At 67.0% G+C, this 21,468-nt stretch carries 20 protein-coding genes; 14 read left to right on the top strand and 6 right to left on the bottom strand.

The window, feature by feature from the left end:
* The first annotated feature begins 78 nt into the window (after positions 1-78).
* Complete coding sequence (locus DPV74_RS11125; RefSeq protein ID WP_027790982.1) at positions 79-864, top strand: NAD(P)H-dependent oxidoreductase; 786 nt, start codon at positions 79-81, stop codon at positions 862-864.
* 205 nt (positions 865-1,069) lie between these two features.
* On the opposite strand, the gene catC is transcribed toward DPV74_RS11125, so the two are convergent.
* The 3 genes from catC to DPV74_RS11110 are packed head-to-tail and all read right to left on the bottom strand — an operon-like array spanning position 1,070 to position 3,472.
* On the bottom strand, positions 1,070-1,360 hold the full coding sequence (gene catC / locus DPV74_RS11120) for a muconolactone Delta-isomerase (protein ID WP_027790983.1): 291 nt from the start codon (positions 1,358-1,360) through the stop codon (positions 1,070-1,072).
* Positions 1,361-1,403: 43 nt separating this feature from the next.
* Positions 1,404-2,306 carry a catechol 1,2-dioxygenase gene (gene catA / locus DPV74_RS11115; protein ID WP_027790984.1) on the bottom strand — a complete coding sequence of 301 codons (903 nt, stop codon included), beginning with the start codon at positions 2,304-2,306 and terminating at the stop codon, positions 1,404-1,406.
* Positions 2,307-2,338: 32 nt separating this feature from the next.
* Entirely contained in the window at positions 2,339-3,472 is a 1,134-nt protein-coding gene (locus DPV74_RS11110) for a muconate/chloromuconate family cycloisomerase (RefSeq protein ID WP_027790985.1), read from the bottom strand.
* 91 nt (positions 3,473-3,563) lie between these two features.
* On the opposite strand from DPV74_RS11110, the gene DPV74_RS11105 reads away from it, so the two are divergent.
* Positions 3,564-4,454 (top strand): LysR family transcriptional regulator, encoded by an 891-nt coding sequence (locus DPV74_RS11105; protein ID WP_021157296.1) that lies wholly within the window; start codon positions 3,564-3,566, stop codon positions 4,452-4,454.
* Between the two features lie 242 nt (positions 4,455-4,696).
* Here DPV74_RS11105 and andR read toward each other — a convergent pair whose 3' ends face one another.
* Complete coding sequence (gene andR, locus DPV74_RS11100; protein ID WP_027790986.1) at positions 4,697-5,656, bottom strand: anthranilate 1,2-dioxygenase regulatory protein AndR; 960 nt, start codon at positions 5,654-5,656, stop codon at positions 4,697-4,699.
* A 213-nt stretch (positions 5,657-5,869) separates the two neighbouring features.
* On the opposite strand from andR, the gene andAc reads away from it, so the two are divergent.
* From andAc to DPV74_RS11075, 5 genes are all read left to right on the top strand, one after another.
* Positions 5,870-7,141, top strand: coding sequence for an anthranilate 1,2-dioxygenase large subunit AndAc (gene andAc, locus DPV74_RS11095; protein WP_119337161.1), 1,272 nt, complete (start codon positions 5,870-5,872; stop codon positions 7,139-7,141).
* Between the two features lie 17 nt (positions 7,142-7,158).
* A complete protein-coding gene (gene andAd / locus DPV74_RS11090) occupies positions 7,159-7,644 on the top strand; it encodes an anthranilate 1,2-dioxygenase small subunit AndAd (RefSeq protein ID WP_034196026.1) in 486 nt (161 codons plus the stop codon).
* 20 nt (positions 7,645-7,664) lie between these two features.
* Complete coding sequence (gene andAb / locus DPV74_RS11085) at positions 7,665-7,991, top strand: anthranilate 1,2-dioxygenase ferredoxin subunit AndAb (protein WP_006479527.1); 327 nt, start codon at positions 7,665-7,667, stop codon at positions 7,989-7,991.
* Complete coding sequence (gene andAa, locus DPV74_RS11080; protein ID WP_119337147.1) at positions 7,981-9,201, top strand: anthranilate 1,2-dioxygenase system ferredoxin--NAD(+) reductase; 1,221 nt, start codon at positions 7,981-7,983, stop codon at positions 9,199-9,201. Before andAb ends, andAa begins: the two co-directional genes overlap by 11 nt.
* 193 nt (positions 9,202-9,394) lie before the next feature.
* Complete coding sequence (locus DPV74_RS11075) at positions 9,395-10,681, top strand: DUF445 domain-containing protein (RefSeq protein ID WP_059684715.1); 1,287 nt, start codon at positions 9,395-9,397, stop codon at positions 10,679-10,681.
* 56 nt (positions 10,682-10,737) lie between these two features.
* Here DPV74_RS11075 and DPV74_RS11070 read toward each other — a convergent pair whose 3' ends face one another.
* Both DPV74_RS11070 and DPV74_RS11065 read right to left on the bottom strand, forming a co-directional pair.
* Positions 10,738-11,037, bottom strand: a complete 300-nt coding sequence (locus DPV74_RS11070) for an addiction module antidote protein (RefSeq protein WP_119337146.1) — start codon at positions 11,035-11,037, stop codon at positions 10,738-10,740.
* Positions 11,038-11,040: 3 nt separating this feature from the next.
* Positions 11,041-11,358 carry a type II toxin-antitoxin system RelE/ParE family toxin gene (locus DPV74_RS11065; RefSeq protein ID WP_162923015.1) on the bottom strand — a complete coding sequence of 106 codons (318 nt, stop codon included), beginning with the start codon at positions 11,356-11,358 and terminating at the stop codon, positions 11,041-11,043.
* Between the two features lie 360 nt (positions 11,359-11,718).
* Here DPV74_RS11065 and DPV74_RS11060 point away from each other — a divergent pair, with 360 nt between their 5' ends.
* The 7 genes from DPV74_RS11060 to DPV74_RS11030 all read left to right on the top strand — a co-directional run.
* Entirely contained in the window at positions 11,719-13,359 is a 1,641-nt protein-coding gene (locus tag DPV74_RS11060) for an acetolactate synthase large subunit (RefSeq protein ID WP_027790992.1), read from the top strand.
* Positions 13,360-13,388: 29 nt separating this feature from the next.
* A complete protein-coding gene (locus DPV74_RS11055; protein ID WP_119337144.1) occupies positions 13,389-14,822 on the top strand; it encodes an aldehyde dehydrogenase family protein in 1,434 nt (477 codons plus the stop codon).
* Between the two features lie 255 nt (positions 14,823-15,077).
* Positions 15,078-16,661 (top strand): Na+/H+ antiporter, encoded by a 1,584-nt coding sequence (locus DPV74_RS11050; protein ID WP_119337143.1) that lies wholly within the window; start codon positions 15,078-15,080, stop codon positions 16,659-16,661.
* Positions 16,662-17,145: 484 nt separating this feature from the next.
* Positions 17,146-18,279: a hybrid sensor histidine kinase/response regulator gene (locus tag DPV74_RS11045; RefSeq protein WP_119337142.1), complete on the top strand. Its 1,134-nt coding sequence runs from the start codon at positions 17,146-17,148 to the stop codon at positions 18,277-18,279.
* A gap of 123 nt (positions 18,280-18,402) precedes the next feature.
* Entirely contained in the window at positions 18,403-20,079 is a 1,677-nt protein-coding gene (locus DPV74_RS11040) for a methyl-accepting chemotaxis protein (protein WP_060194941.1), read from the top strand.
* Positions 20,079-20,591, top strand: a complete 513-nt coding sequence (locus DPV74_RS11035) for a chemotaxis protein CheW (protein WP_217445240.1) — start codon at positions 20,079-20,081, stop codon at positions 20,589-20,591. Before DPV74_RS11040 ends, DPV74_RS11035 begins: the two co-directional genes overlap by 1 nt.
* Positions 20,588-21,468: protein-glutamate O-methyltransferase CheR (locus DPV74_RS11030; protein ID WP_162923014.1), on the top strand; the 881-nt coding region annotated here is incomplete at its 3' end. The genes DPV74_RS11035 and DPV74_RS11030, both read left to right, overlap by 4 nt.

The following is a 21,468-nucleotide window of genomic DNA, read 5'->3' as shown; positions in this document are numbered from 1 at the left end:
CTGGAATATCAGGAATTCATTTCAAATATACCTTCGACGGCGGCATCCTGTGGTCATTCAATCAAAGGAGTGACGAACATGAATGTGCTGATCGTTTATGCCCATCCCGAACCGCGTTCGCTGAATGGCGCGCTGCGCGACTTTGCCGTCGAGCATCTCGAAGCAGCCGGCCACGCGGTGCAGGTGACGGATCTGTATGCGATGAACTGGAAGGCGGCGTTCGACGCGAACGACGTGACCGGTCGCGCACCCGACGCGCGGTTCGATCCGTCGCTCGACTCGAAGCACGCATTCGCGGCCGGCACGCAAAGCGAAGATATCGCGCGCGAGCAGGAGAAGCTGAAGTGGGCCGACGCGGTGATCCTGCAGTTTCCGCTGTGGTGGTTCTCGATGCCGGCGATCATGAAGGGCTGGGTCGAGCGTGTGTATGCGTACGGTTTTGCGTATGGCGTCGGCGAGCATTCGGAGACGCGCTGGGGCAACCGCTACGGCGAAGGGGCGCTGGCCGGCAAGCGGGCGATGCTGATCGTCACGGCAGGCGGGTGGGAATCGCACTACAGCCCGCGCGGCATCAACGGGCCGATCGACGACGTGCTGTTTCCGATCCAGCACGGGATCTTGTATTACCCGGGGTTCGACGTGCTGCCGCCGTTCGTGATCTACCGGACGGGCAAGATGAACGACGCGCGCTTCGACGAAACGCGTGCGGCGCTCGGCAAGCGCCTCGATGCGTTGTGGACCGCGCAGCCGATTCCGTTCCGGCGACAGAACGCGGGCGATTACGAGATTCCGGCGTTGACGCTGAAGGAGGAGATCGTGCCGGGGACGGTGGGGTTTGCCGCGCATCTGGCGCACGCGTATTGATGACGCAGGCGGGCCCGCTCGGGAAAGCGGCGCGCGGGCATATCGACACCTGCGCGCGAATCGAACCGTTTCCGGAGATCGGCGCGACGGATGCGCGGAAGCCGGCCGCGCGGCAACCCGATCCACCCCGGCGGATGACGAAACGAAACGGGCGGCCCGCGATGCAATCGCGGGCCGCCCGTCTTGCCGGAACTCGATCGCCTGCTTACCGATCGTCTTCCCGCACCGAAGACGGATGCCGGCACAGCGCGCGCACTTCCATCTCCATATACGGGAACAGCGGCAACTGGCTCAGCAGGTCATGCAGTTGCTGCACGCTCTCGACGTCGAAGATGCTGACGTTCGCATACTGCCCGGCGATCCGCCACAGATGACGCCAGACACCTTCGTTCATCAGCCGCTGGCACATCGCCTTTTCTTCCGCCTTCAGCGTGGCCGCCTTGACCGGATCCATGTCCGTCGGCAGACGGACGGTCATTTCCACATGAAACAGCATCCTGCACTCCTTGCGTTGTCGATTCGTCGAACGGGAAGGCCGCTCACGCCTGCGCGCGGGCTCGCTCGACTTCGCTTGCCGGCACGTCCTGCTTTTCCTTGAGCAGCGAGAAATCGAAGTCGATCAGCGCGAACTGCCCGTCGACGCCGTACGGCTTGCCTTCCGCGCCTTCGGCCTGCTTCACTGCCGGGATCAGCCCGTCGCGCGTTGCGAATGCGAAGTCGTCCCACAGGTGCGGATCGCCTTCGATGTTGATCTGCGTCGTCAGCTTACGATAACCGTCCGCCGAAACGAAGAAGTGAATGTGCGCCGGACGATGGCCGTGGCGGCCGAGCTGGTCGAGCAGTTGCTCGGTCTTGCCGCCCGGCGGCACGCTGTAGCCGACCGGCACCACGCTGCGGAAGCTGTAGCGGCCTTCCGCGTCGGTGCGGATCGAACGGCGCAGGTTGAACGCGGGCTGCGACTGGTCGAAGTACGAGTAGTTGCCGAGATGGTTCGCATGCCACACCTCGACGAGCGCGTTCGCGATCGGCGCGCCGTCTTGGCCGAGCACCTTGCCGCGCATCACGAGCGTCTGGCCCGGATCGGTGCCGTCGTCGAGGCGCGCATGGCCGACCGATTCCGGCGCGCCGGCAACGTACAGCGGCCCCTCGATCGTGCGCGGCGTGCCGCCCTCGATGCCGGCCTTCGCTTCGGCTTCGTCCATCCGCACGTCGAGGAAGCGCTCGAGGCCGAGGCCCGCGGCGATCAGGCCGAGCTCCTTGCCCGCTTCGTTCAGGTAGTTGAGCGCGGTCCAGAATTCGCTCGGCTGCACGTCGAAATCCTCGATCGTGTAGCACAGGTCCTTCATGATCCGGTTGACGATCGCGCGCACGCGCGGGTTGCCGGGCTTCTCCGCGGCGTCGTCGAACGTCTTCAGCAGGGCGTCGATGGCTTGCTTGTCCATGTGTGTCTCCGGTTTCGGTTGTCGTGTGGGGATCAGCGGGCGTCGCGCTTCATGCGTTCGATGCGGGCCCAGTCGAAGGTGATGCCGAGGCCGGGCGTTGCCGGCAGGTGCAGCTTGAAATCCTCGTAGCGCAGCGGCTCGACGAGGATTTCCTCGGTGAGCAGCAGTGGGCCGAACAGCTCGGTGCCCCATTTCAGCGAGTCGAACGTACTGAACAGTTGCGCGGACGCCATCGTGCCGGCCGCGCCCTCGAGCATCGTGCCGCCGTACAGCTCGATGCCGGCCGCCGCCGCGATCGACGCGACGCTCGCCGCGCCCTGCAGGCCGCCCGATTGCGCGATCTTCACCGCGAACACGTCGGCCGCGCGATCCTGCGCGAGCGCGAACGCATCGACGGGGCCGTGCAGCGCCTCGTCGGCCATGATCGGCACCTGCGCGAGCTGCGTGAGGCGTTTCAGCCCCGCGCGGTTGGTCGCGGCGATCGGCTGCTCGACGAGGCTCACGCCCGCTTCCGCGAGCCGTGCGCCGGCCCAGATCGCGTCGGTTTCGCTCCATGCCTGGTTCACGTCGACACGCACGTCGCCGCGCTCGCCGAGCGCGCGCTTGATCGCGACGACGTGTGCGACGTCGCTGGCGACCGCGTTCGAGCCGATCTTCAGCTTGAACGCGCGGTGGCGGCGCGCGTCGAGCATCGCTTCGGCTTCCGCGATGTCGCGCTGCGTGTCGCCGCTCGCGAGCGTCCATGCGACGTCCACCGCGTCGGCCCGGCGGCCGCCGAACAGTTCCGACAGCGGCACGCCGAGGCGGCGCGCCTGCGCGTCGAACAACGCGGTCTCGATCGCGCACTTCGCGAAGCGGTTGCCCTGGAACAGCTTGCGGGCGCGCGCCATCGCGGCGCCCGGGCGGGTCGCGTCCATGCCCTGCAGCAACGGCGCGAAGTAGGTGTCGATGTTGACCTTGATGCTTTCGGGGCTCTCCTCGCCGTAGGCGAGGCCGCCGATGGTCGTCGCCTCGCCGACGCCTTCGATACCGTCCGTGCATCGAACGCGAACCAGCACGAGGGTCTGGCAATTCATCGTGGCGACCGACAATTTGTGGGGCCTGATCGTCGGCACGTCGACCAGCAAAGTCTCGATGCGTTCGATGGTGGCGGCAGTTGCTATCATGCGATTCCTCCTGTTGGTGCACATGGTAGGAATTCCCGCCCCGCGTCGTCCAACACTCTTTCCGACTACTTCCATACCTTTGAGGCATGAAATGGAATTGCGCCAGCTCCGCTACTTCATCGCCGTCGCCGAGGAAATGAACATCACGCGGGCGGCCGAGCGGTTGCACATGACGCAGCCGCCGCTGAGCCGCCAGCTCCAGGCGATCGAGGACGAGATCGGGTTGCCGCTGTTCGAGCGCGGCGCGCGGCCGCTGAAGCTGACGGATGCGGGGCGCGTGTTCTACGCGCAGGCGAAGCGCCTCGTCGACCAGGCCGACGAGCTCGGCCCGCTGACGCGGCGGCTCGCGCAGCTGTCGGAGCGGATCGTGATCGGCTTCGTGCCGTCGACGCTGTACGGCGCGCTGCCGGACGTGATCCGCGCGTTTCGCGAGGCGCAGCCCGACGTCGAACTGTCGCTGATCGAAATGTTCACGCTCGAACAGCTCGGCGCGCTGAAGGGCGGGCGGATCGACGTCGGGTTCGGCCGCCTGCGGTTCGACGACGACCAGCTGGTGCGCGAGGCGCTGATCGAGGAAAAGCTGATCGCCGCGCTGCCGGTCGGGCATCCGCTCGCCGATCCCGATCGGCCTCTCGCGCTCGCGGATATCGCGAACGAGACGCTGATCGTCTATCCGAGCACGCCGCGGCCGAGCTTCGCCGATCAGCAGCTGTCGGCGCTGCGCGACGGCGCGCTGGTGCCGGCGGCCGTGCACGAGGTGCGCGAGCTGCAGACGGCGCTCGGGCTCGTGGCCGCGCAGGTCGGCGTGTCGCTGGTGCCGGAGAGCGTGGAGGGCGTGCGCGTGAAGGGTGTGGTCTACCGGCGGTTGCCGGAGCCGGCCGCGACGTCGCCGATCATCATGAGCCGCCGGCTGCACGGCGAAAGCGCCGCCACGGCCGCGTTCTGCGCGATTGCGCGGGAGATGATCGGGGCATCGGCCTGACGGGCGTCGCCGCCTTCAAGTATCGCAACTAACGGTCTGTTTTGGCGTGCGCCGGTGGATGCGGAGGGGGGCGTAATGTCACGCGCGTCGATGCAAGTGCCGCGCTGGTTTTGCGGGTCGCAGGCCACAAGCCACAAGCCACAAGCCACAAGCCACAAGCCACAAGCCACAAGCCACAAGCCACAAGCCACAAGCCACAAGCCACAAGCCACATGCCACCGGCCGCGCCAGCGAACGCGTCGCTATCGCTTCACGTCGAGCGTTTCCGACGGAGACTCGCCGAATTTTTCCCGATAGGCGATCGCGAACCGGCCAAGGTGCGTAAACCCGCAATCGAGCGCGACATCGGCGATCCGCCGGTCGGACGCCGCGCCGCGCAGCAGCTCGCGCGCATGGTCGAGCCGCGTCGCGCGCAGGTATTGCATCGGGCTCATTCCCCGGAACTGCAGGAACGCGTCGCGCAGCGTCCGTTCCGGCACGTTGGCGGCCTGGACGATATCGGCGAGTTGCAGCGGCTGCGCGTAGTGCGCGTCCACGAATTCCTGCGCGCGCCGCAGGAAGCCCGGCGCGGGGTCGCGGTGCGAGGCGTGCAGCACGGACGGCGGGTGGCCTTCGATCAGCAGATCGATCAGCAGGTGCTCGAGCTGCGACGCGACGCGCGGGTTCGCGTTTGCGCGCTCGAGCAGCTCGGGCGAGCGGGCGACGAGCATCAGTTGCTGGCGCCACGCGGTGAGCGCGGCGTCGCTGACATGCAGCACCGGGTCGAGCGTCGCGCGCGGGTCGCCCGTCAGCGAGCCGACCGTGGCCGCGTCGATGCGCAGCACGAACTGCTCGCAATCGGCCGACAGCACCGCGTCGAAGCGCTCGCCGGGCGCGCACAGCACGCCGGTCTGGCCGTCGACGCCGAGCTGCCGCCCCATCGCGCGCACCTCGGCCTGGCCGGACAGGCAGAACATCAGCAGGTAGTAGCCGTCGACCGCGTCGACCTGCACGCGCATCGCGTCGCCGAATGCGATCGTGCCGATCCCGAGCCCGCCGAGCCGGACGAAATCCATGTGCGACGCGCCATGCGTGCGGCCGTTCGGCAGCAGCGCATGCGGCTGCATCACGCGCGAGATCCGCTCGCGCGTCTCGTCGAGATCGCGGGATTCGAACAGCCGGTGCGCGCGCAGCGCGAGCGGCTCGAACGACGTTGGGGACATGGGCCTCAGCCTTTGTATGAGCGACGCGCGCTTCGATCCGATGAATGGGTCGCGATCGTGCGCAGGGTCGTGTGTGCCGTCATGCTAGCTCAGAAATCCGCCGAAAGTGGATATTGCGCCGCCGCAATCGCACTTTCCGGATAGACGGGGAATATTAGCCTTTCAAAAATGGACTCCATCTTGTTAATGAAACGGAACCACAAGGAGTCCGACATGGAGCAGACAGAATCGCCCGTCGTGTTCGCCGCGCGCGACGACGCGTCCGACGTGAGCTTTCCGCACGACGACGGCTCGCGCGTGCCGTACAAGGTGTTCAGCTCGCAGGCCGTCTACGAACGCGAGCAGGAACGCATCTTTCGCGGCCCGACGTGGAACTTCGTCGCGCTGGAAGCGGAAATCCCGAACGCCGGCGATTTCAAGAGCACGTTCGTCGGCGATACGCCGGTGGTCGTCACGCGCACGGAGGACGGCGCGCTTTCCGCGTGGGTGAACCGCTGCGCGCACCGCGGCGCGCAGGTGTGCCGCAAGTCGCGCGGCAACGCGAGCTCGCATACGTGCGTGTATCACCAGTGGAGCTTCGACAATACGGGCAACCTGCTGGGTGTGCCGTTCCGGCGCGGCCAGAAGGGGATGTCCGGGATGCCGGCCGACTTCGACCCGAAGCAGCACGGGCTGCGCAAGCTGCGTGTCGACAGCTATCGCGGGCTCGTGTTCGCCACCTTCAGCGACGACGTGATGCCGCTGCCCGACTATCTCGGCGAGCAGATGCGCCCGTGGATCGACCGGATCTTCCACAAGCCGATCGAGTATCTCGGCTGCACGCGCCAGTATTCGAAGTCGAACTGGAAGCTGTACATGGAGAACGTGAAGGACCCGTATCACGCGAGCATGCTGCACCTGTTCCATACGACCTTCAACATCTTCCGCGTCGGGATGAAGGCGCGCTCGATTCCGGATGCGAACCACGGGCTGCACAGCATCATCACGGTGACGAAGACGGGCGACGATACGTCGGCCGCGTACAAGCAGCAGAACATTCGCTCGTTCGACGAAGGTTTCCATCTGGAAGACGAATCGATTCTCGATCTCGTGTCGGAATACGACGAGGACTGCACGAACCATATCCAGCCGATCTTCCCGCAGCTCGTGATCCAGCAGATCCACAACACGCTGGTCGCCCGCCAGATCCTGCCGAAGGGCCCCGACAACTTCGAGCTGATCTTCCACTTCTTCGGCTACGCGGACGATACGCCCGAGCTGCGCGCGCTGCGTATCAAGCAGGCGAACCTCGTCGGGCCGGCCGGCTACATCTCGATGGAGGACACGGAGGCGACCGAGCTCGTGCAGCGCGGCACGGTGCGCGACGGCGACGCGACGTCGGTGATCGAGATGTCGCGCGGCAATCCGGACCAGCAGGACACGGTGATCACCGAAAGCCTGATCCGCAAGTTCTGGGTCGGCTACCAGAAGCTGATGGGCTATTGAAGCGGGAGCGCGGAACGATGGAAAACCTGACGGAAGACATGAAGACGTGGTTCGAGATTTACATGCTCCAGAACCGCTATATCGGGCACCTCGACAACAACCGGCTCGAGGAATGGCCGACGATGTTCACCGAGGACTGCACGTACGAAATCGTGCCGAAGGAAAACGCCGACCTCGGGCTGCCGGTCGGGATCGTCCACTGCACGAACCAGCGGATGCTGCGCGACCGCGTGGTGTCGCTGCGGCACGCGAACATCTACGAAGAGCATACGTACCGGCACATGACGTCGGGCCTGACGATCGTCGCGGAACGTGACGGCGAGATCGACACCGAGAGCAACTACGTCGTCGTGCAGACGCGCAGCAACGGCGAGTCGAACGTGTACCAGGCCGGCAAGTACTACGACACGGTCGTGCGCACGCCGGACGGGCTGCGCTACAAGACCAAGCGGGTGATCTACGACACGTCGCGCGTGCAGACGCTGCTCGCGACCCCGATCTGATACGGAAGCAAGGAACAGTCATGACTGAAGCAACGCTCGCCGAGTGGCACCCGCTCGGCGCTTTCGACGAATTCTCCGAAGACGAACCGGCGGCGCGCGTCGCCGGCCAGAAGCCGATCGCCGTGTTCCGGATCGGCGACGAACTGTTCGCGATGCACGATCTCTGCACGCACGGCCATGCGCGGCTGTCCGAGGGGTATGTGGAGGACGGCTGCGTCGAATGTCCGCTGCACCAGGGGCTGATCGACATTCGCACGGGCGCGCCGAAATGCGCGCCGATCACGGAGCCGGTGCGTACCTATCCGATCCGGATCGTCGACGGGCAGGTGGAAGTCAATGTCGGCTGATCCGTTCGTGATCGTCGGCGCCGGCCACGCGGCGCGGCGCACGGCCGAAGCGGTGCGCGAGCGCGACGCCGCGGCGCGCATCGTGATGATCGGCGCGGAACGCGAGCTGCCTTACGACCGGCCCGCGCTGTCGAAGGATGCGCTGCTCAGCGAGGGCGGCGAGCAGCGTGCGTTCGTGCGCGATGCCGCGTGGTACGACGCGCAGCGCATCGAGCTGCGGCTCGGCACGCGCGTCGAGGCGATCGAGCGCGATGCATTGCGCGTGCGGCTCGACGACGGCACGACGCTGTCTTATGCGCGGCTCGTGCTGGCGACGGGCTCGCGGGTGCGTACGTTCGGCGGCGAGATCGACGAAGGCGTCACGCCGCATTACGTCCGTACGGTCGACGATGCGCGTGCGTTGCGCGCGCAGCTCGCGCCGGGGCGCCGCGTGGCGGTGCTCGGAGGCGGTTTCATCGGCCTCGAGGTCGCGGCGGCGGCGCGCCAGCTCGGTTGCGACGTGACGGTGATCGATCCGGCGCCGCGCCTGCTGCAGCGCGCGTTGCCGGAAGTCGTCGGCGCGTATGCGCATCGGCTGCACGACGCACGCGGGGTGGTCTTCCGGATGGCGACGCTGCCGCGCGCGATCCGTCGCGCGCCGGGTGGCGGCACGATCGTCGAGACCGATCGTGGCGACGTGCCGGCCGATCTCGTCGTGGTCGGTATCGGGGTGGTGCCGAATGTCGAGCTCGCGCACGCAGCGGGGCTCGATGTCGACAACGGGATTCGCGTCGACGCGGGCTGCCGTACGGTCGATCCCGCGATCTTCGCGGCGGGCGAGGTGACGATGCACTTCAATCCGTTGCTCGGGCGTCACGTGCGGATCGAATCGTGGCAGGTGGCCGAAAACCAGCCGGCCGTCGCGGCGGCGAACCTGCTCGGTGCCGACGAAACCTATGCCGAGCTGCCGTGGTTGTGGTCCGATCAGTACGACTGCAACCTGCAGATGCTCGGGTTGTTCGGCAGCGAACGCACGATCGTCGTGCGCGGCGACCCGGCGAACGGGCCGTTCACGGTGTTCGGGCTGGGGGACGACGGCAGGATCGTCGCGGTGGCCGCGGCGAACCAGGGCCGCGACATCGGCGCATCGCGCCGGCTGATCGCGGCGGGGGCGGTGCCCGATCCGGTGAAGCTCGCCGATCCGACGGTGAATCTGAAGACGTTCCTGTAACGGCGGCAGGCGCGGCGGACGGATGGCGTCGGCGACGACGTCTCCGGCCGCGCGCTTGCCGGACGATTGCGCGACGCGGCGGGTGACGTCATGCTCGGCGGCGATCGCGCGGGGCCGTCGCGTTTCATGCCGCGCGTTTGTCGGCCGGTGCGAAATCGGGGATATTAGCGGCATCGCCGATTCGCCTGCCGCCATGACGCCAGACAAAGCCCTCGAACTGAAACGCAGCAAGCGCCGCGCGCTGTGGCTGCTGCTGGCCGCCGTCGCGGTGTTCGTCACGACGATCCTGCTGCCGCGTGGCCCGTGGGTCGACGGCTTCAAGGCCGTGGCCGAAGCCGCGATGGTCGGCGCGCTTGCCGACTGGTTCGCGGTCGTCGCGCTGTTCCGCCGTGTACCGATCCCGTTCGTATCGCGTCATACCGAGATCATTCCGAAGAACAAGGACAAGATCGCCGACAACCTCGCGGTGTTCGTGCGAGAGAAGTTCCTCGGCCCCGACGCGCTCGCCGCGCAGATCCGCCAGCACGATCCCGCGCAGAAACTCGGCGCGTGGCTCGGCGAGCCGGCAAACACTGACGCGCTCGGCGGCTATGTGACGAAGCTGATGAGTTTCGCGCTCGACATGACCGACGATGCGCGGATCCAGTCGTTCGTCCACGATGCGTTTCGCGCGGTGATCGACCGGGTCGACCTGTCGCAATCGGCCGGCGCGATCCTCGACACGCTGACGAAGGACGGCCGCCACCAGGTGCTGCTCGACGACGCGATCGAACAGGTGGTCGACGTGCTCGACAAGGAAGAAAACCGCGAGGTGATCGCGGGTTTCATCGTCGAATGGCTGAAGACGCAGTACCCGAAGGTCGAGAAGATCATGCCGACGCAGTGGTTCGGCGAGAACGGCGCGCGGATGCTCGCGAGCGCGGTGAGCCGCGTGCTGGAAGGCGTGGCGGCGGACCCCGAGCACGAGCTGCGGCAGCGCTTCGACCGGACGGTCGTGCGGCTGACCGAGCGGTTGAAGCACGATCCCGCGTTCATCGCGAAGGGCGAGGAGATCAAGCGTTACGTTCGCGACGGCGCCGCGTTCAACGAGTATGTCCGCGACTTGTGGGATCAGTTGCGCGCGTGGCTGAAGGCCGATCTCGCGCGCCCCGATTCGGCGCTGCACCGGCAGGCGGCGACGCTCGGCGGCTGGCTCGGTGCGCGGCTGGCGGAGAGTCCGGCATTGCGTGCATCGCTGAACGAGCATGTCGAGAAGGCCGTGCACGAGATGGCGCCGGATTTCGCGGATTTCCTGATGCGCCATATCCGCGACACGGTGCGCAACTGGGATGCGCGCGAGATGTCGCGGCAGATCGAGCTGAACATCGGCAAGGACCTGCAATACATCCGCATCAACGGCACGCTGGTCGGCGGGCTGATCGGGCTTGGGTTGTATCTGGTGTCGCTGGTGCCGCGCTGGGCGGCCGGCTGGCTGCACTGACGCGGCCACGGGTATCGCGGGAGAGCGCGGAGGGTGCGACGGGCCGCGCCCGCGCGTCATGCAGGCGCTTTCGCGCCGTGCAGTTGCAGGCCGAGCGCCTTGATGACCTTCAGGATGGTGCCGAAGCTGGGGTTGCCGTCGTGCGACAGCGCCTTGTACAGCCCTTCGCGCGACAGGCCCGCGTCGCGCGCGACCTGCGACATGCCGCGTGCGCGTGCGATCACGCCGAGCGCGTGCGCGATGAAGGCCGGATCGTCGCCGGCTTCCTGCAGGCACGCTTCGAAGTAATCGGCCATGTCGTCTTCGGTCTTCAGATGGTCGGCCGAATCCCACGGCCGGGTGCTGATCTTGTTCATCGATTACTCCATGTCGAGGTGCGCGAGCATCGCGTGCGCGGCGCGTATGTCGGCCTGTTGCGTCGATGTATCGCCGCCGCCGAGCAGGATGACCCAGATCGTTCCGCGCCGGACGTAGTAGACGCGATAGCCGGGGCCGTGGTCGATCCGCATTTCGACGACCGGCGAGCCCGCGGATTTCCAGTCGCCCGGATTGCCCATCGACAGGCGGTCGATGCGTGCCTGGATGCGGCGCTTCGCGACGCGATCGCGCAGGCCGGCAAACCATGCGTCGAAGACGTCGGTGGTCCGGATGCTGAACGTAGGCGCACTGTAGGGCATTGATTGCGGTATGTCAACCATGGTTCACAGGTGGGTCTAGCCGGGTCGGGTTATTCGGTAGCCGCTACATTAGGGCTGCCCGCTTCGTTTGCGTGCCAAATGGCCGTTCGGCCGAAGTCGGAGTTCTGCGAATCCGTCTACAATCAATCACGTCTTTGCCGCCCGTGCGCGCTTGCCGCGCGCGGGCGGATCCGTTTGTCCTCCGCTATCCGGAGGCGCCGCCGCGCATCGCTCGTTGCGCGGCGGGCAGTGCCGTGGTTTGTGTCCAGTAGGTAAAGCGTCCGCGTGCCGTAGGCCGGCGCGCGTTCTGAACGCTGCGTGTCCGTAGGCCGGGCAGGCGGCATCAACCGAGAGTCCCCCATGAAAGCATCGGATCTGTTCGTGAAGGCGCTGGAAGCCGAAGGCGTCGAGTACGTGTTCGGCATTCCCGGCGAAGAAAACCTCGATCTGCTCGAATCGCTGCGGCGATCGAAGATCAAGCTCGTGCTGACCCGGCACGAGCAGGCGGCCGGGTTCATGGCCGCCACCTACGGCCGCCTGACGGGCCGTACCGGCGTGTGTATCGCCACGCTCGGGCCCGGCGCGACGAACTTCGTGACGGCCGCCGCGTATGCGCAGCTCGGCGGCATGCCGATGCTGATGATCACCGGGCAGAAGCCGATCAAGTCCAGCAAGCAGGGCCACTTCCAGATCGTCGACGTGGTCGACATGATGCAGCCGCTCACGAAGTTCACGCGGCAGATCGTGTCGATCGGCAACATCCCGTCGGCCGTGCGCGAGGCGTTCCGCCGCGCGGAGGAGGAGCGTCCGGGCGCCGCGCACCTCGAGCTGCCGGAAGACATCGCGCACGAGGAGGGCGACGGCAAGCCGATCCCGCGCAGCTACAGCCGGCGGCCGGTGGCGGAGGAAAAGGCGATCGCGCATGCGGTCGACGCGATCCAGGCCGCGCGCCATCCGCTGCTGATGATCGGTGCGGGCGGCAACCGCAAGACCACCTGCAAGATGCTGCTCGAATTCGTCGACAAGACGGGCATCCCGTTCTTCACGACGCAGATGGGCAAGGGCGTGATCGACGAGACGCACCCGCTGTGGCTCGGCAACGCGACGCTGTCCGACGGCGACTTCGTCCACCGCGCGATCGAGCATGCGGACTGCATCATCAACGTCGGCCACGACGTGATCGAGAAGCCGCCGTTCTTCATGCGTACCGACGACAAGACCGTGATCCACGTGAACTTTCTCGGCGCGCAGGTCGATCCCGTCTACTTCCCGCAGATCGAGGTGGTCGGCGACATCGCGAACGCGGTGTGGCAGATGAAGGAGGCGCTCGCGCCGCAGCCGCACTGGGATTTCTCGCGCTTCACGATGATCAAGGCGCATTTCGACGCCCATCTGGAGAAGGGCCAGCACGATCCGCGCTTCCCGATGTACCCGGTGCGGATCGTCAACGATCTTTACAACGCGCTGCCGGTCGACGGCATCGTCTGTCTCGACAACGGGATGTACAAGATCTGGTTCGCGCGTTACTGGCGCGCGCACGAGCCGAATTCCCTGTTGCTCGACAACGCGCTCGCGTCGATGGGCGCCGGCCTGCCGTCGGCGATCGCGACGAAGATCGTGCACCCGCAGCGCAAGGTGATCGCCGTGTGCGGCGACGGCGGCTTCATGATGAATTCGCAGGAGCTCGAAACGGCGGTGCGGCTGAAGCTCGACCTCGTCGTGATGATCCTGCGCGACGATGCCTTCGGGATGATCCGCTGGAAGCAGGAGAACATGAATTTCCCCGATTTCGCGATGACGCTGCAGAACCCCGATTTCGTGTCGTATGCGCAAAGCTACGGCGCGCACGGGCACCGCGTCGAATCGGCCGACGATCTCGAGCCGCTGCTGCGCGAGTGTTTCTCGACGCCGGGCGTGCACGTGATCGACGTGCCGATCGACTATTCGGACAACGAGCGCGTGCTGAACCGCGAGATCAAGCGCCTGTCGGCGCAACTCTGAATGTCCCGTCCACAGGAAGGAGTCGTTCCATGTTGAAGGAAACCTATCCGTACTACCTCGCCAACGAAGCCGTCTACGCGAACACCGATCTGGACGTGACGGACAAGTTCAGCGGCAAGGTCGCGACGCGCGTCGCGCTGGCCGACGCGAAGGCCATCGACGCGGCGATCGGTGCCGCGGTCGACGCCGCGAAGCCGATGCGCGAGCTGCCTGCCTACAAGCGGCAGGCCGTGCTCGACCATTGCGTCGCGCGTTTTCGCGAGCGCTTCGACGAGCTGGCCGAGGCGCTGTGCATCGAGGCCGGCAAGCCGATCAACGATTCGAAGGGCGAAGTGACGCGGCTGATCGACACGTTCCGCGTGGCGTCCGAGGAGTCGGTGCGCATCGACGGCGAGATCATCAACCTCGAGATCTCCGCGCGCGCGCAGGGCTATACGGGCTACACGAAGCGCGTGCCGGTCGGCCCGTGCTCGTTCATCTCGCCGTTCAACTTCCCGCTGAACCTCGCCGCGCACAAGGTCGCGCCCGCGCTCGCGGCCGGCTGTCCGTTCGTGCTGAAGCCCGCGAGCCGCACGCCGGTCGGCGCGCTGATCATCGGCGAGGTACTCGCCGAAACCGACTTGCCGAAGGGCGCATTCTCGGTGCTGCCCGCGCATCGCGACGGCGCCGACCTGTTCACGACCGACGAGCGTTTCAAGCTGCTGTCGTTCACGGGGTCGCCGGCCGTCGGCTGGGCGCTGAAGGAGAAGGCCGGCAAGAAGAAAGTCGTGCTGGAGCTCGGCGGCAACGCGGCCGCGATCGTCGATGCGGATCAACGCGACCGGCTCGACTACGTGGTCGAGCGCCTCGCGTTCGGCGCGTACTACCAGTCGGGCCAGAGCTGCATCGGCGTGCAGCGGATCCTCGTCCATGCCGATCTGTATGACGCGCTGCGCGAGAAGCTGATTGCGAAGACGCGTTCGCTGAAGATGGGCGATCCGAAGGATCCGTCGACGTTCGTCGGGCCGATGATTTCCGAATCCGAATCGCGCCGGCTGTCGGGATGGATGGACGCGGCCGTCGCGGCGGGCGCGAAGATCGTTGCGGGCGGCAAGGTCGACGGCGCGATGTTCGAAGCGACGCTGCTGGAAAACGTCGGGCACGAGCAGGACCTGTACCGGAAGGAGGCGTTCGGCCCCGTCGCGATCCTCGAGAAGTTCGACCGGTTCGACGATGCGCTCGCCCGCGTGAACGACAGCGACTTCGGGCTGCAGGCCGGCGTGTTCACCGATTCGCTCACGCGTGCGCAGCGCGCGTGGGACGAGCTGGAGGTCGGCGGCGTCGTGATCAACGACGTGCCGTCGTTCCGCGTCGACAACATGCCGTACGGGGGCGTGAAGGATTCGGGCCTCGGCCGCGAAGGGATCCGCTACGCGATCGAGGACATGACCGAGCCGCGGCTGATGGTCGTGCGGCGCCGGTAACGCGGGGCGGGATGCGCGGTGCCGCGACGGCACGCGGGCGGGCGCAAGGCCGGCCCGCGTGCCGTTTTTCATGGCGTCGCGCGCAGCGGGCCGGCGCCGGGCCCCGCCGGGCCCGTATCGTGCCCGAGTGGCGTCGCGTGGCGGGCTGCCGGAACGCGCTCGACTACGGGACTCGCCTCGTGATGTAATCGCGCGAAACTGCCGACCGGGGTACGACGCCGGAAAGCGCGAATTCATTCTTCATGAGGTCGATTCATGTCTCCCGTCTCGGCATTCAAACTGGTTTTGTTGTCATTTCTCGCGATCGTCGCGCTCGAATGCGTCGCCAAGCGGCTGCGGCTGCCGCCCGCGGCCGCGCTGCTGATCGGCGGCATCGGCATCGCGTTCATCCCCGGCCTGCCGCCGATCGATCTCGATCCCGAACTGGTGCTGCTGGTGTTCCTGCCGCCGCTGCTGATGGACGGCGCGTACTTCTCGGTGTGGGAGGAGTTCAAGCGCAACGTCGGCGGCATCCTGCTGCTGGCGATCGGCGCGGTCGTGTTCACGACGTTCGCGGTCGGCTTCGCCGTGCACTGGGTGGCACCGTCGCTGCCGTGGGCCGCGTGCTTCGCGCTCGGCGCGATCGTGTCGCCGCCCGACGCCGTTGCGGCGAAGGCCGTGCTCGAACGCGTCGCGCTGCCGCGCCGGCTGATGGTGCTGCTCGAAGGCGAGAGCCTGCTGAACGATGCGGCCGGCCTCGTGCTGTTCCGCTTCGCGGTCGCGGCCGCGCTCACCGGCGCGTTCAGCCTCGAGCACGCGGTCGTGCGCTTCGCGGAGCTCGGGCTCGGCGGCGTGGCGATCGGCTTCGCGGTCGGCAAGCTCGTCGTGTGGTTCCTGAAGCAGCTCGACGACGACTATCTCGTGATCACCGTCGCGGTGATCACCGGCTGGATCGCCTATATCGCGGGCGAAATGGTCGAGGTATCCGGCGTGATCGCCACCGTCACGGCCGGCATGATCGTCGGCTGGCATCAGCACGAGGTGTTCTCGGCGGCCGTGCGCACGCGCGGCACCGCGTTCTGGCAGGTCATCGTGTTCCTGCTCGAAGCGATGGTGTTCGTGTTGATCGGGCTGTCGCTGCGCGGCGCGATCCACCGGCTCGGCGGCTTCGAGCAGGTGCTCGCGACGATGGTGCCGCCGATGTTCGCGGTGCTGGCGGCGGTGATCGTGTCGCGCTTCGTGTGGATCTACGCGGTCGAGGCGCTGAAGTGGCCGGTGCGCGGGATCGCGCGGCGCGGCGAGGCACCGGACTGGAAGGCCGCGACGATCATGAGCTGGGCCGGGATGCGCGGCGTCGTCACGCTGGCGATCGCGCTGTCGCTGCCCGAGGCGATGCCCGGCCGCGACGTGATCCTGGTCGCGTCGTTCGCGGTGATCCTCGTCACCGTGCTGCTGCAGGGCACGACGATCGGGCCGCTGATCCGGCTGCTGCGCCTGCCGCAGCGCGAAGAGCGCGCGGCGCACCACCTGACCGAGCCGCAGACGTGGGCGTACGTCGAGGCCGCGCAACTCGCGGCGATCCAGCCGCTCGTGCGCGACGAGAACGGGGTCGTGATCCATCCGCGCCTGCTCGAGCAGTACACGTATCGCGCGGAATTGACCGAACGGGCGAAGGACGAGCCGGCGTACCCGGCGGAAGTGCGCACCGCGCACTACGACGTCGTGCTGGCCGCGATCAGGGCCGGGCGCGCCGAATTGTTGCGCCTGCACCGTTCGGGCCGCATCCACGACGAAATGCTGCATGCGCTCGAACGCGACCTCGACCTGCAGGAAGTGTCCGCGCAGCACGCGCGCGGATAAGGCTGCACGGCACCGTCATGCCGTCATCCGGCGGCCGGTGCCGGCCGACCGGAAGCGCGCATGGGCAGATCGTTGCCCGGCGCGCTTTTTTTCTTCCTCGCGCCCGCCGATTCGGCGCATTTCCATCCGGCCCCAAATGAAGCGGACAACCAGCCTTGCAGCGCATGCAAACCTTATGGCGCCGGTCTCGCAAACGTTATCGTCTTTCGAATCCGGAAATGATCTGATTTAACTGATTCCGTCTCTTTCTGCATATTTGGCAAAACTAAACCGGAAGGAGATAGATGCTGTGTTCTAATTTCATTTAGAATCAGCCGGTTATGTTTATTGAGAGAAAGGATGCGGAGGTAATGCGGCCGCCAACGGGGAGAAATCGGCGTCCGGAGCCCTGCAAGGCCAATGCCGACAGGCCAAATCGGCGGAATCGGGCGGTTTTTTCAACCGCCGAATTAAGATAGCGTCCCAAGTCTGATAAACAACTCCTATGAAAGAATCGATTGGAGAATCGGCGTTTGAAACTGTATTTATGAAAGAATCGAGCGTTGATAATGCCTCGGATTGTCTTGAATCGGGGTTATCGGTCCTTCTCGTCGACGATCAACCGTTCGTCGGCGAGGTGATCCGCCGCGCGCTGCGCAGCGAACACGACATCGACCTGCACGTGTGCACCGACGCGCACCGGGCGATGGCGGTCGCGCGCGACGTGAAGCCGACGGTCATCCTGCAGGATCTCGTGATGCCGGAGATCGACGGCCTCGATCTCGTCCGTGCGTGGCGCGCGGACGCCGGCACGGCTCGCGTGCCGATCATCGTGCTGTCCGCGAAGGAGGAGCCGATCGTCAAGCGCGAGGCGTTCATCGCTGGCGCGAACGACTATCTGGTGAAGCTCCCCGACGCGATGGAGCTGGCCGCACGGATCCGCTATCACTCGAATTCGTACCTGATGTCCCGGCAGCGCGACGAGGCGCTCGACTTCCTGTCGCACGACATGCGTTCGCCACAGACGTCGATCCTCGCGCTGCTCGACGTCTACCGCGCCGAGCACGGCGAGATGCCGGCGATCATGGAACGCATTGCCGGCCATGCGCGGCGCGCGCTCGCGCTTGCCGACGGCTTCATCCACCTGACCCGCGCGCGGTCCGAGCGCCGCGCGCACGAGGTCGTGAGCCTCAACGAGATCGTGCTCGACGCCGTCGACCAGCTGTGGGAGAAGGCGGCCGGGCTCGGCAGCCGGGTCACCGCGCACGTGCCCGATACCGAGTGCGTGACGATGGGCGACCGCATGATGCTGATGCGCGCGGTCGCGAACCTGATCGACAACGGGCTGAAGTACGGCCCGGCCGGCACGGACGTGCACTGCACGCTGAGCGGCGAGGACGGTGCATGGCTGATCGGCGTCGAGGATACCGGCGCGGGAATCGCGCCGGAGCAGCGCACGGCCGCGACCGAGTCGTTCGTGCAGCTCGAGACTGCGCATGGCGCGGCGCGCGGCGGCTTCGGCCTCGGGCTCGCGTTCGTCCGCGCGACGGCGGCGCGGCATCGCGGCCAGATCCTGATGCGCAATACGGCGCGCGGCTTCATGGTCGCGCTTCGGCTGCCGGCGCAAGCGGAGCGGTGATTTCGCGGCGCGGCCTGCCGGCGCCGCGCCGCCTGCAAGCCCTGATGCGCTCGTGGCGCGCCGTCCGGCGCGCAGGCGGGCGCGGATTTTTTCAACGCTGATATTAGAAAGCCCATAACGAACATGGCCACCGTGACGCCCCGCGCGACCAATGAAAGCCTGCATCCGACGATCGGCGCTGCCCGGCTGACGCTCGGCAATCGCATCCTGCTCAGCTTCGGCGTGCTGTTCGTGCTGATGCTGGTGACAGCCGGCGTGTCCTACGAGCGATTGCGTGCGATCAACAGCGAAGCCGTCAGCATCGAGCGCGATTCGCTGCCCGGCGTCTACCTCGCGTCGTCGCTGCGCGGCGCAGTGAATGAATCGTTCATGCTGCTGCAGCAGGCGACGTTCGTCGAGACCGATCCCGAAAGCGTCCAGCGCGATCTCGCGAAGATCGCCGAAGTGGCGAAGGACATCGATTCGTTGTCGGTCGAGTACCAGAACTCGATATTTCGCGACGACGACCGGCAGCGCTTCGCGACCTTCCGGGGCACCTACGACCACTACCTGCCGCTGCTGAACGAAGCGGTGCAGCGGCACCGTCAATCGCACGACGACGCGGTCGCCGGGTACGTGAAGGTGCAGCCCGCATGGGCCGAGGTCGTGCGCAATGCGAATATTCTCGTGCAGGAAAACCGCAAGTTCGCCGATCAGTCGGCGAAGCTGATCCGTGAATCCGTGCAGGACACCGAGGTGGTGCTCGCGACCGCACTGGCGATCATGCTGCTGTCGGCGCTCGGGTTCGGCTACATGCTGTACCGTTCGGTCACCGTCCCGATGGCGCGGCTCGTCGAGGTGCACGACGTGATGCGTACCGGCAACCTGACGCGCCGCCTCGACCTGCGCCGCCGCGACGAATTCGGCACGCTCGAGACGGGCTTCAACCGGATGGCCGACGAACTGACCGAGCTCGTCGCGCGTGCGCAGCAGTCGTCGCTGCAGGTGACGACGTCGGTCGCCGAGATCGCGGCGACGTCGCGCGAGCAGCAGGCGACCGCGAACGAAACCGCGGCGACGACGACCGAGATCGGCGCGACCTCGCGCGAAATCTTCGCGACGTCGCGCGACCTGGTGCGCACGATGAACGAAGTGGCCGGCGTGGCGGAGCAGTCGGCCACACTCGCGGGCGTGAGCCAGAGCGGGCTCACGCGGATGGGCGAGACGATGCGCAGCGTGATGGACGCGGCCGGCTCGGTGAACGCGAAGCTCGCGATCCTCAACGAGAAGGCGCTGAACATCAACCAGGTGGTCGCGACCATCACCAAGGTGGCCGACCAGACCAACCTGCTGTCGCTGAACGCCGCGATCGAGGCCGAGAAGGCCGGCGAATACGGCCGCGGCTTCGCGGTCGTCGCGACCGAGATCCGCCGCCTCGCCGACCAGACGGCGGTCGCGACCTACGATATCGAGCAGACGGTGAAGGAGATCCAGTCGGCGGTATCGGCGGGCGTGATGGGGATGGACAAGTTCTCCGAGGAAGTGCGCCGGGGGATGCTCGACGTGCAGCAGGTCGGCGGGCAGCTGTCGCAGATCATCGCCGAGGTGCAGACGCTCTCGCCGCGCTTCCAGATGGTCAACGAAGGGATGCAGACGCAGGCGAACGGCGCGGAGCAGATCACGCAGGCGCTGTCGCAGCTGTCGGAGGCCGCGCAGCAGACGGCCGAGTCGCTGCGCCAGTCGTCGCAGGCGATCGACGACCTGACGCTCGTCGCGAACCAGTTGCGCACCAGCGTGTCGCGCTTCAAGGTCGACGCGTGATGCGCGCGGACACGCAGAACGGCGCGCATGCGCTGTTCCTGATGTTCGAGCTCGACGGTGAACGCTATGCGCTCGACGCGGCCGGCATCGACGAGGTGCTGCCGCTCGCGGTCACGAAGGCCGTGCCCGGCGCACCCGAATGGATTGCCGGGCTGCTGATGCGCGGCGGCCAGCCGGTGCCGGTGATCGACGTGCCGATGCTGGCGCTCGGGCGCCGCGCCCATGCGCTGCGCTCGACGCGGCTCGTGATGGTCCGCTACCGGGCGCACGAGGCGGGCGGCGAGCGCACGATCGGGCTGATCGTCGAGCGTGCGACGCAGACGATGCGGATCGATCGCGCGGCGTTTCGCGCGAGCGGCATCTCGACCGCGCGCACGCGCTGGCTCGGGCCCGTCGCGAATACGCCCGACGGCGTCGTGCAGCAGGTATCGGTTGCCGACCTGATCGACGACGTTGCACGCCTGTATCTGTTCGACGACGGCCTGCCGGGCCACGGGGGAGAGTCCGCATGAAAGAGTCCGAATCGCGATTTCGCGGCTGGCTGCTGCGCGAGACCGGCATCGACCCCGATTCGCTCGGCAACGATTTCCTGACCCGCGCGCTGACGGAGCGCGTGCACGCGCTGCAGGCGGACGGCGAGCGCCTGTCGTCGGCGGCGCGGCCGCCCGTGACGCAGGACGCGCTCGACGCCTACTGGCAGCAGCTCAACGCATCGGCCGACGAACGGCGTGCGCTGATCGAGCTGTTCGTCGTGCCCGAGACCTGGTTCTTCCGCGACCGCGAAGCCTTCGCGACGCTCGCGCGGCTCGCGGCCGACCGGCTCGCGGCGATGCCCGGCCGCGTGATCCGCGTGCTGAGCGCGCCGTGCTCGACGGGCGAGGAACCGTTTTCGGCGGCGATGGCGCTGCTCGACGCGGGGCTCGACCCGGCCAGTTTCACGATCGACGCGATCGACCTCAGCACGCGCGCGATCGAGCAGGCGCGGCTCGGCTGTTACGGGCGCAACGCGTTTCGCGGCACCGCGACGGAGTTTCGCGCGCGGCACTTCACGCCGACCCGCGAGGGCTGGCTGCTCGACGAGCGCGTGCGCGCCTGTGTGCAGTTCAGTCAGGCGAACCTCGTCGAACCGGCGGCGGACACGGGCCTTCGCTACGATTTCGTGTTCTGCCGCAACGTGCTGATCTACTTCGATCGCGACGCGCAGGATCGCGTGATCCGCGCGCTCGGCGAGCGTCTTGCCGACGACGGCGTGCTGTTCGTCGGGCCGGCCGAAACGGGGGTCGCGATGCGGCACGGGATGCGCTCGGCGCGCGTGCCGCTCGCATTCGCGTTTCATCGCGAGCCCGCCGGCGCGGCGCCCGATGCCTATGCGGCCCGGCCGGCGGCGCC

Origin of the sequence: Burkholderia sp. HAN2018 (genome assembly GCF_024704855.1) — a bacterium.
In the GTDB taxonomy this organism is placed as follows: domain Bacteria; phylum Pseudomonadota; class Gammaproteobacteria; order Burkholderiales; family Burkholderiaceae; genus Burkholderia; species Burkholderia cepacia.
The sequence above is the reverse complement of the archived record's forward strand: the minus strand, read 5'-3'. Positions and strand labels throughout refer to the sequence as shown.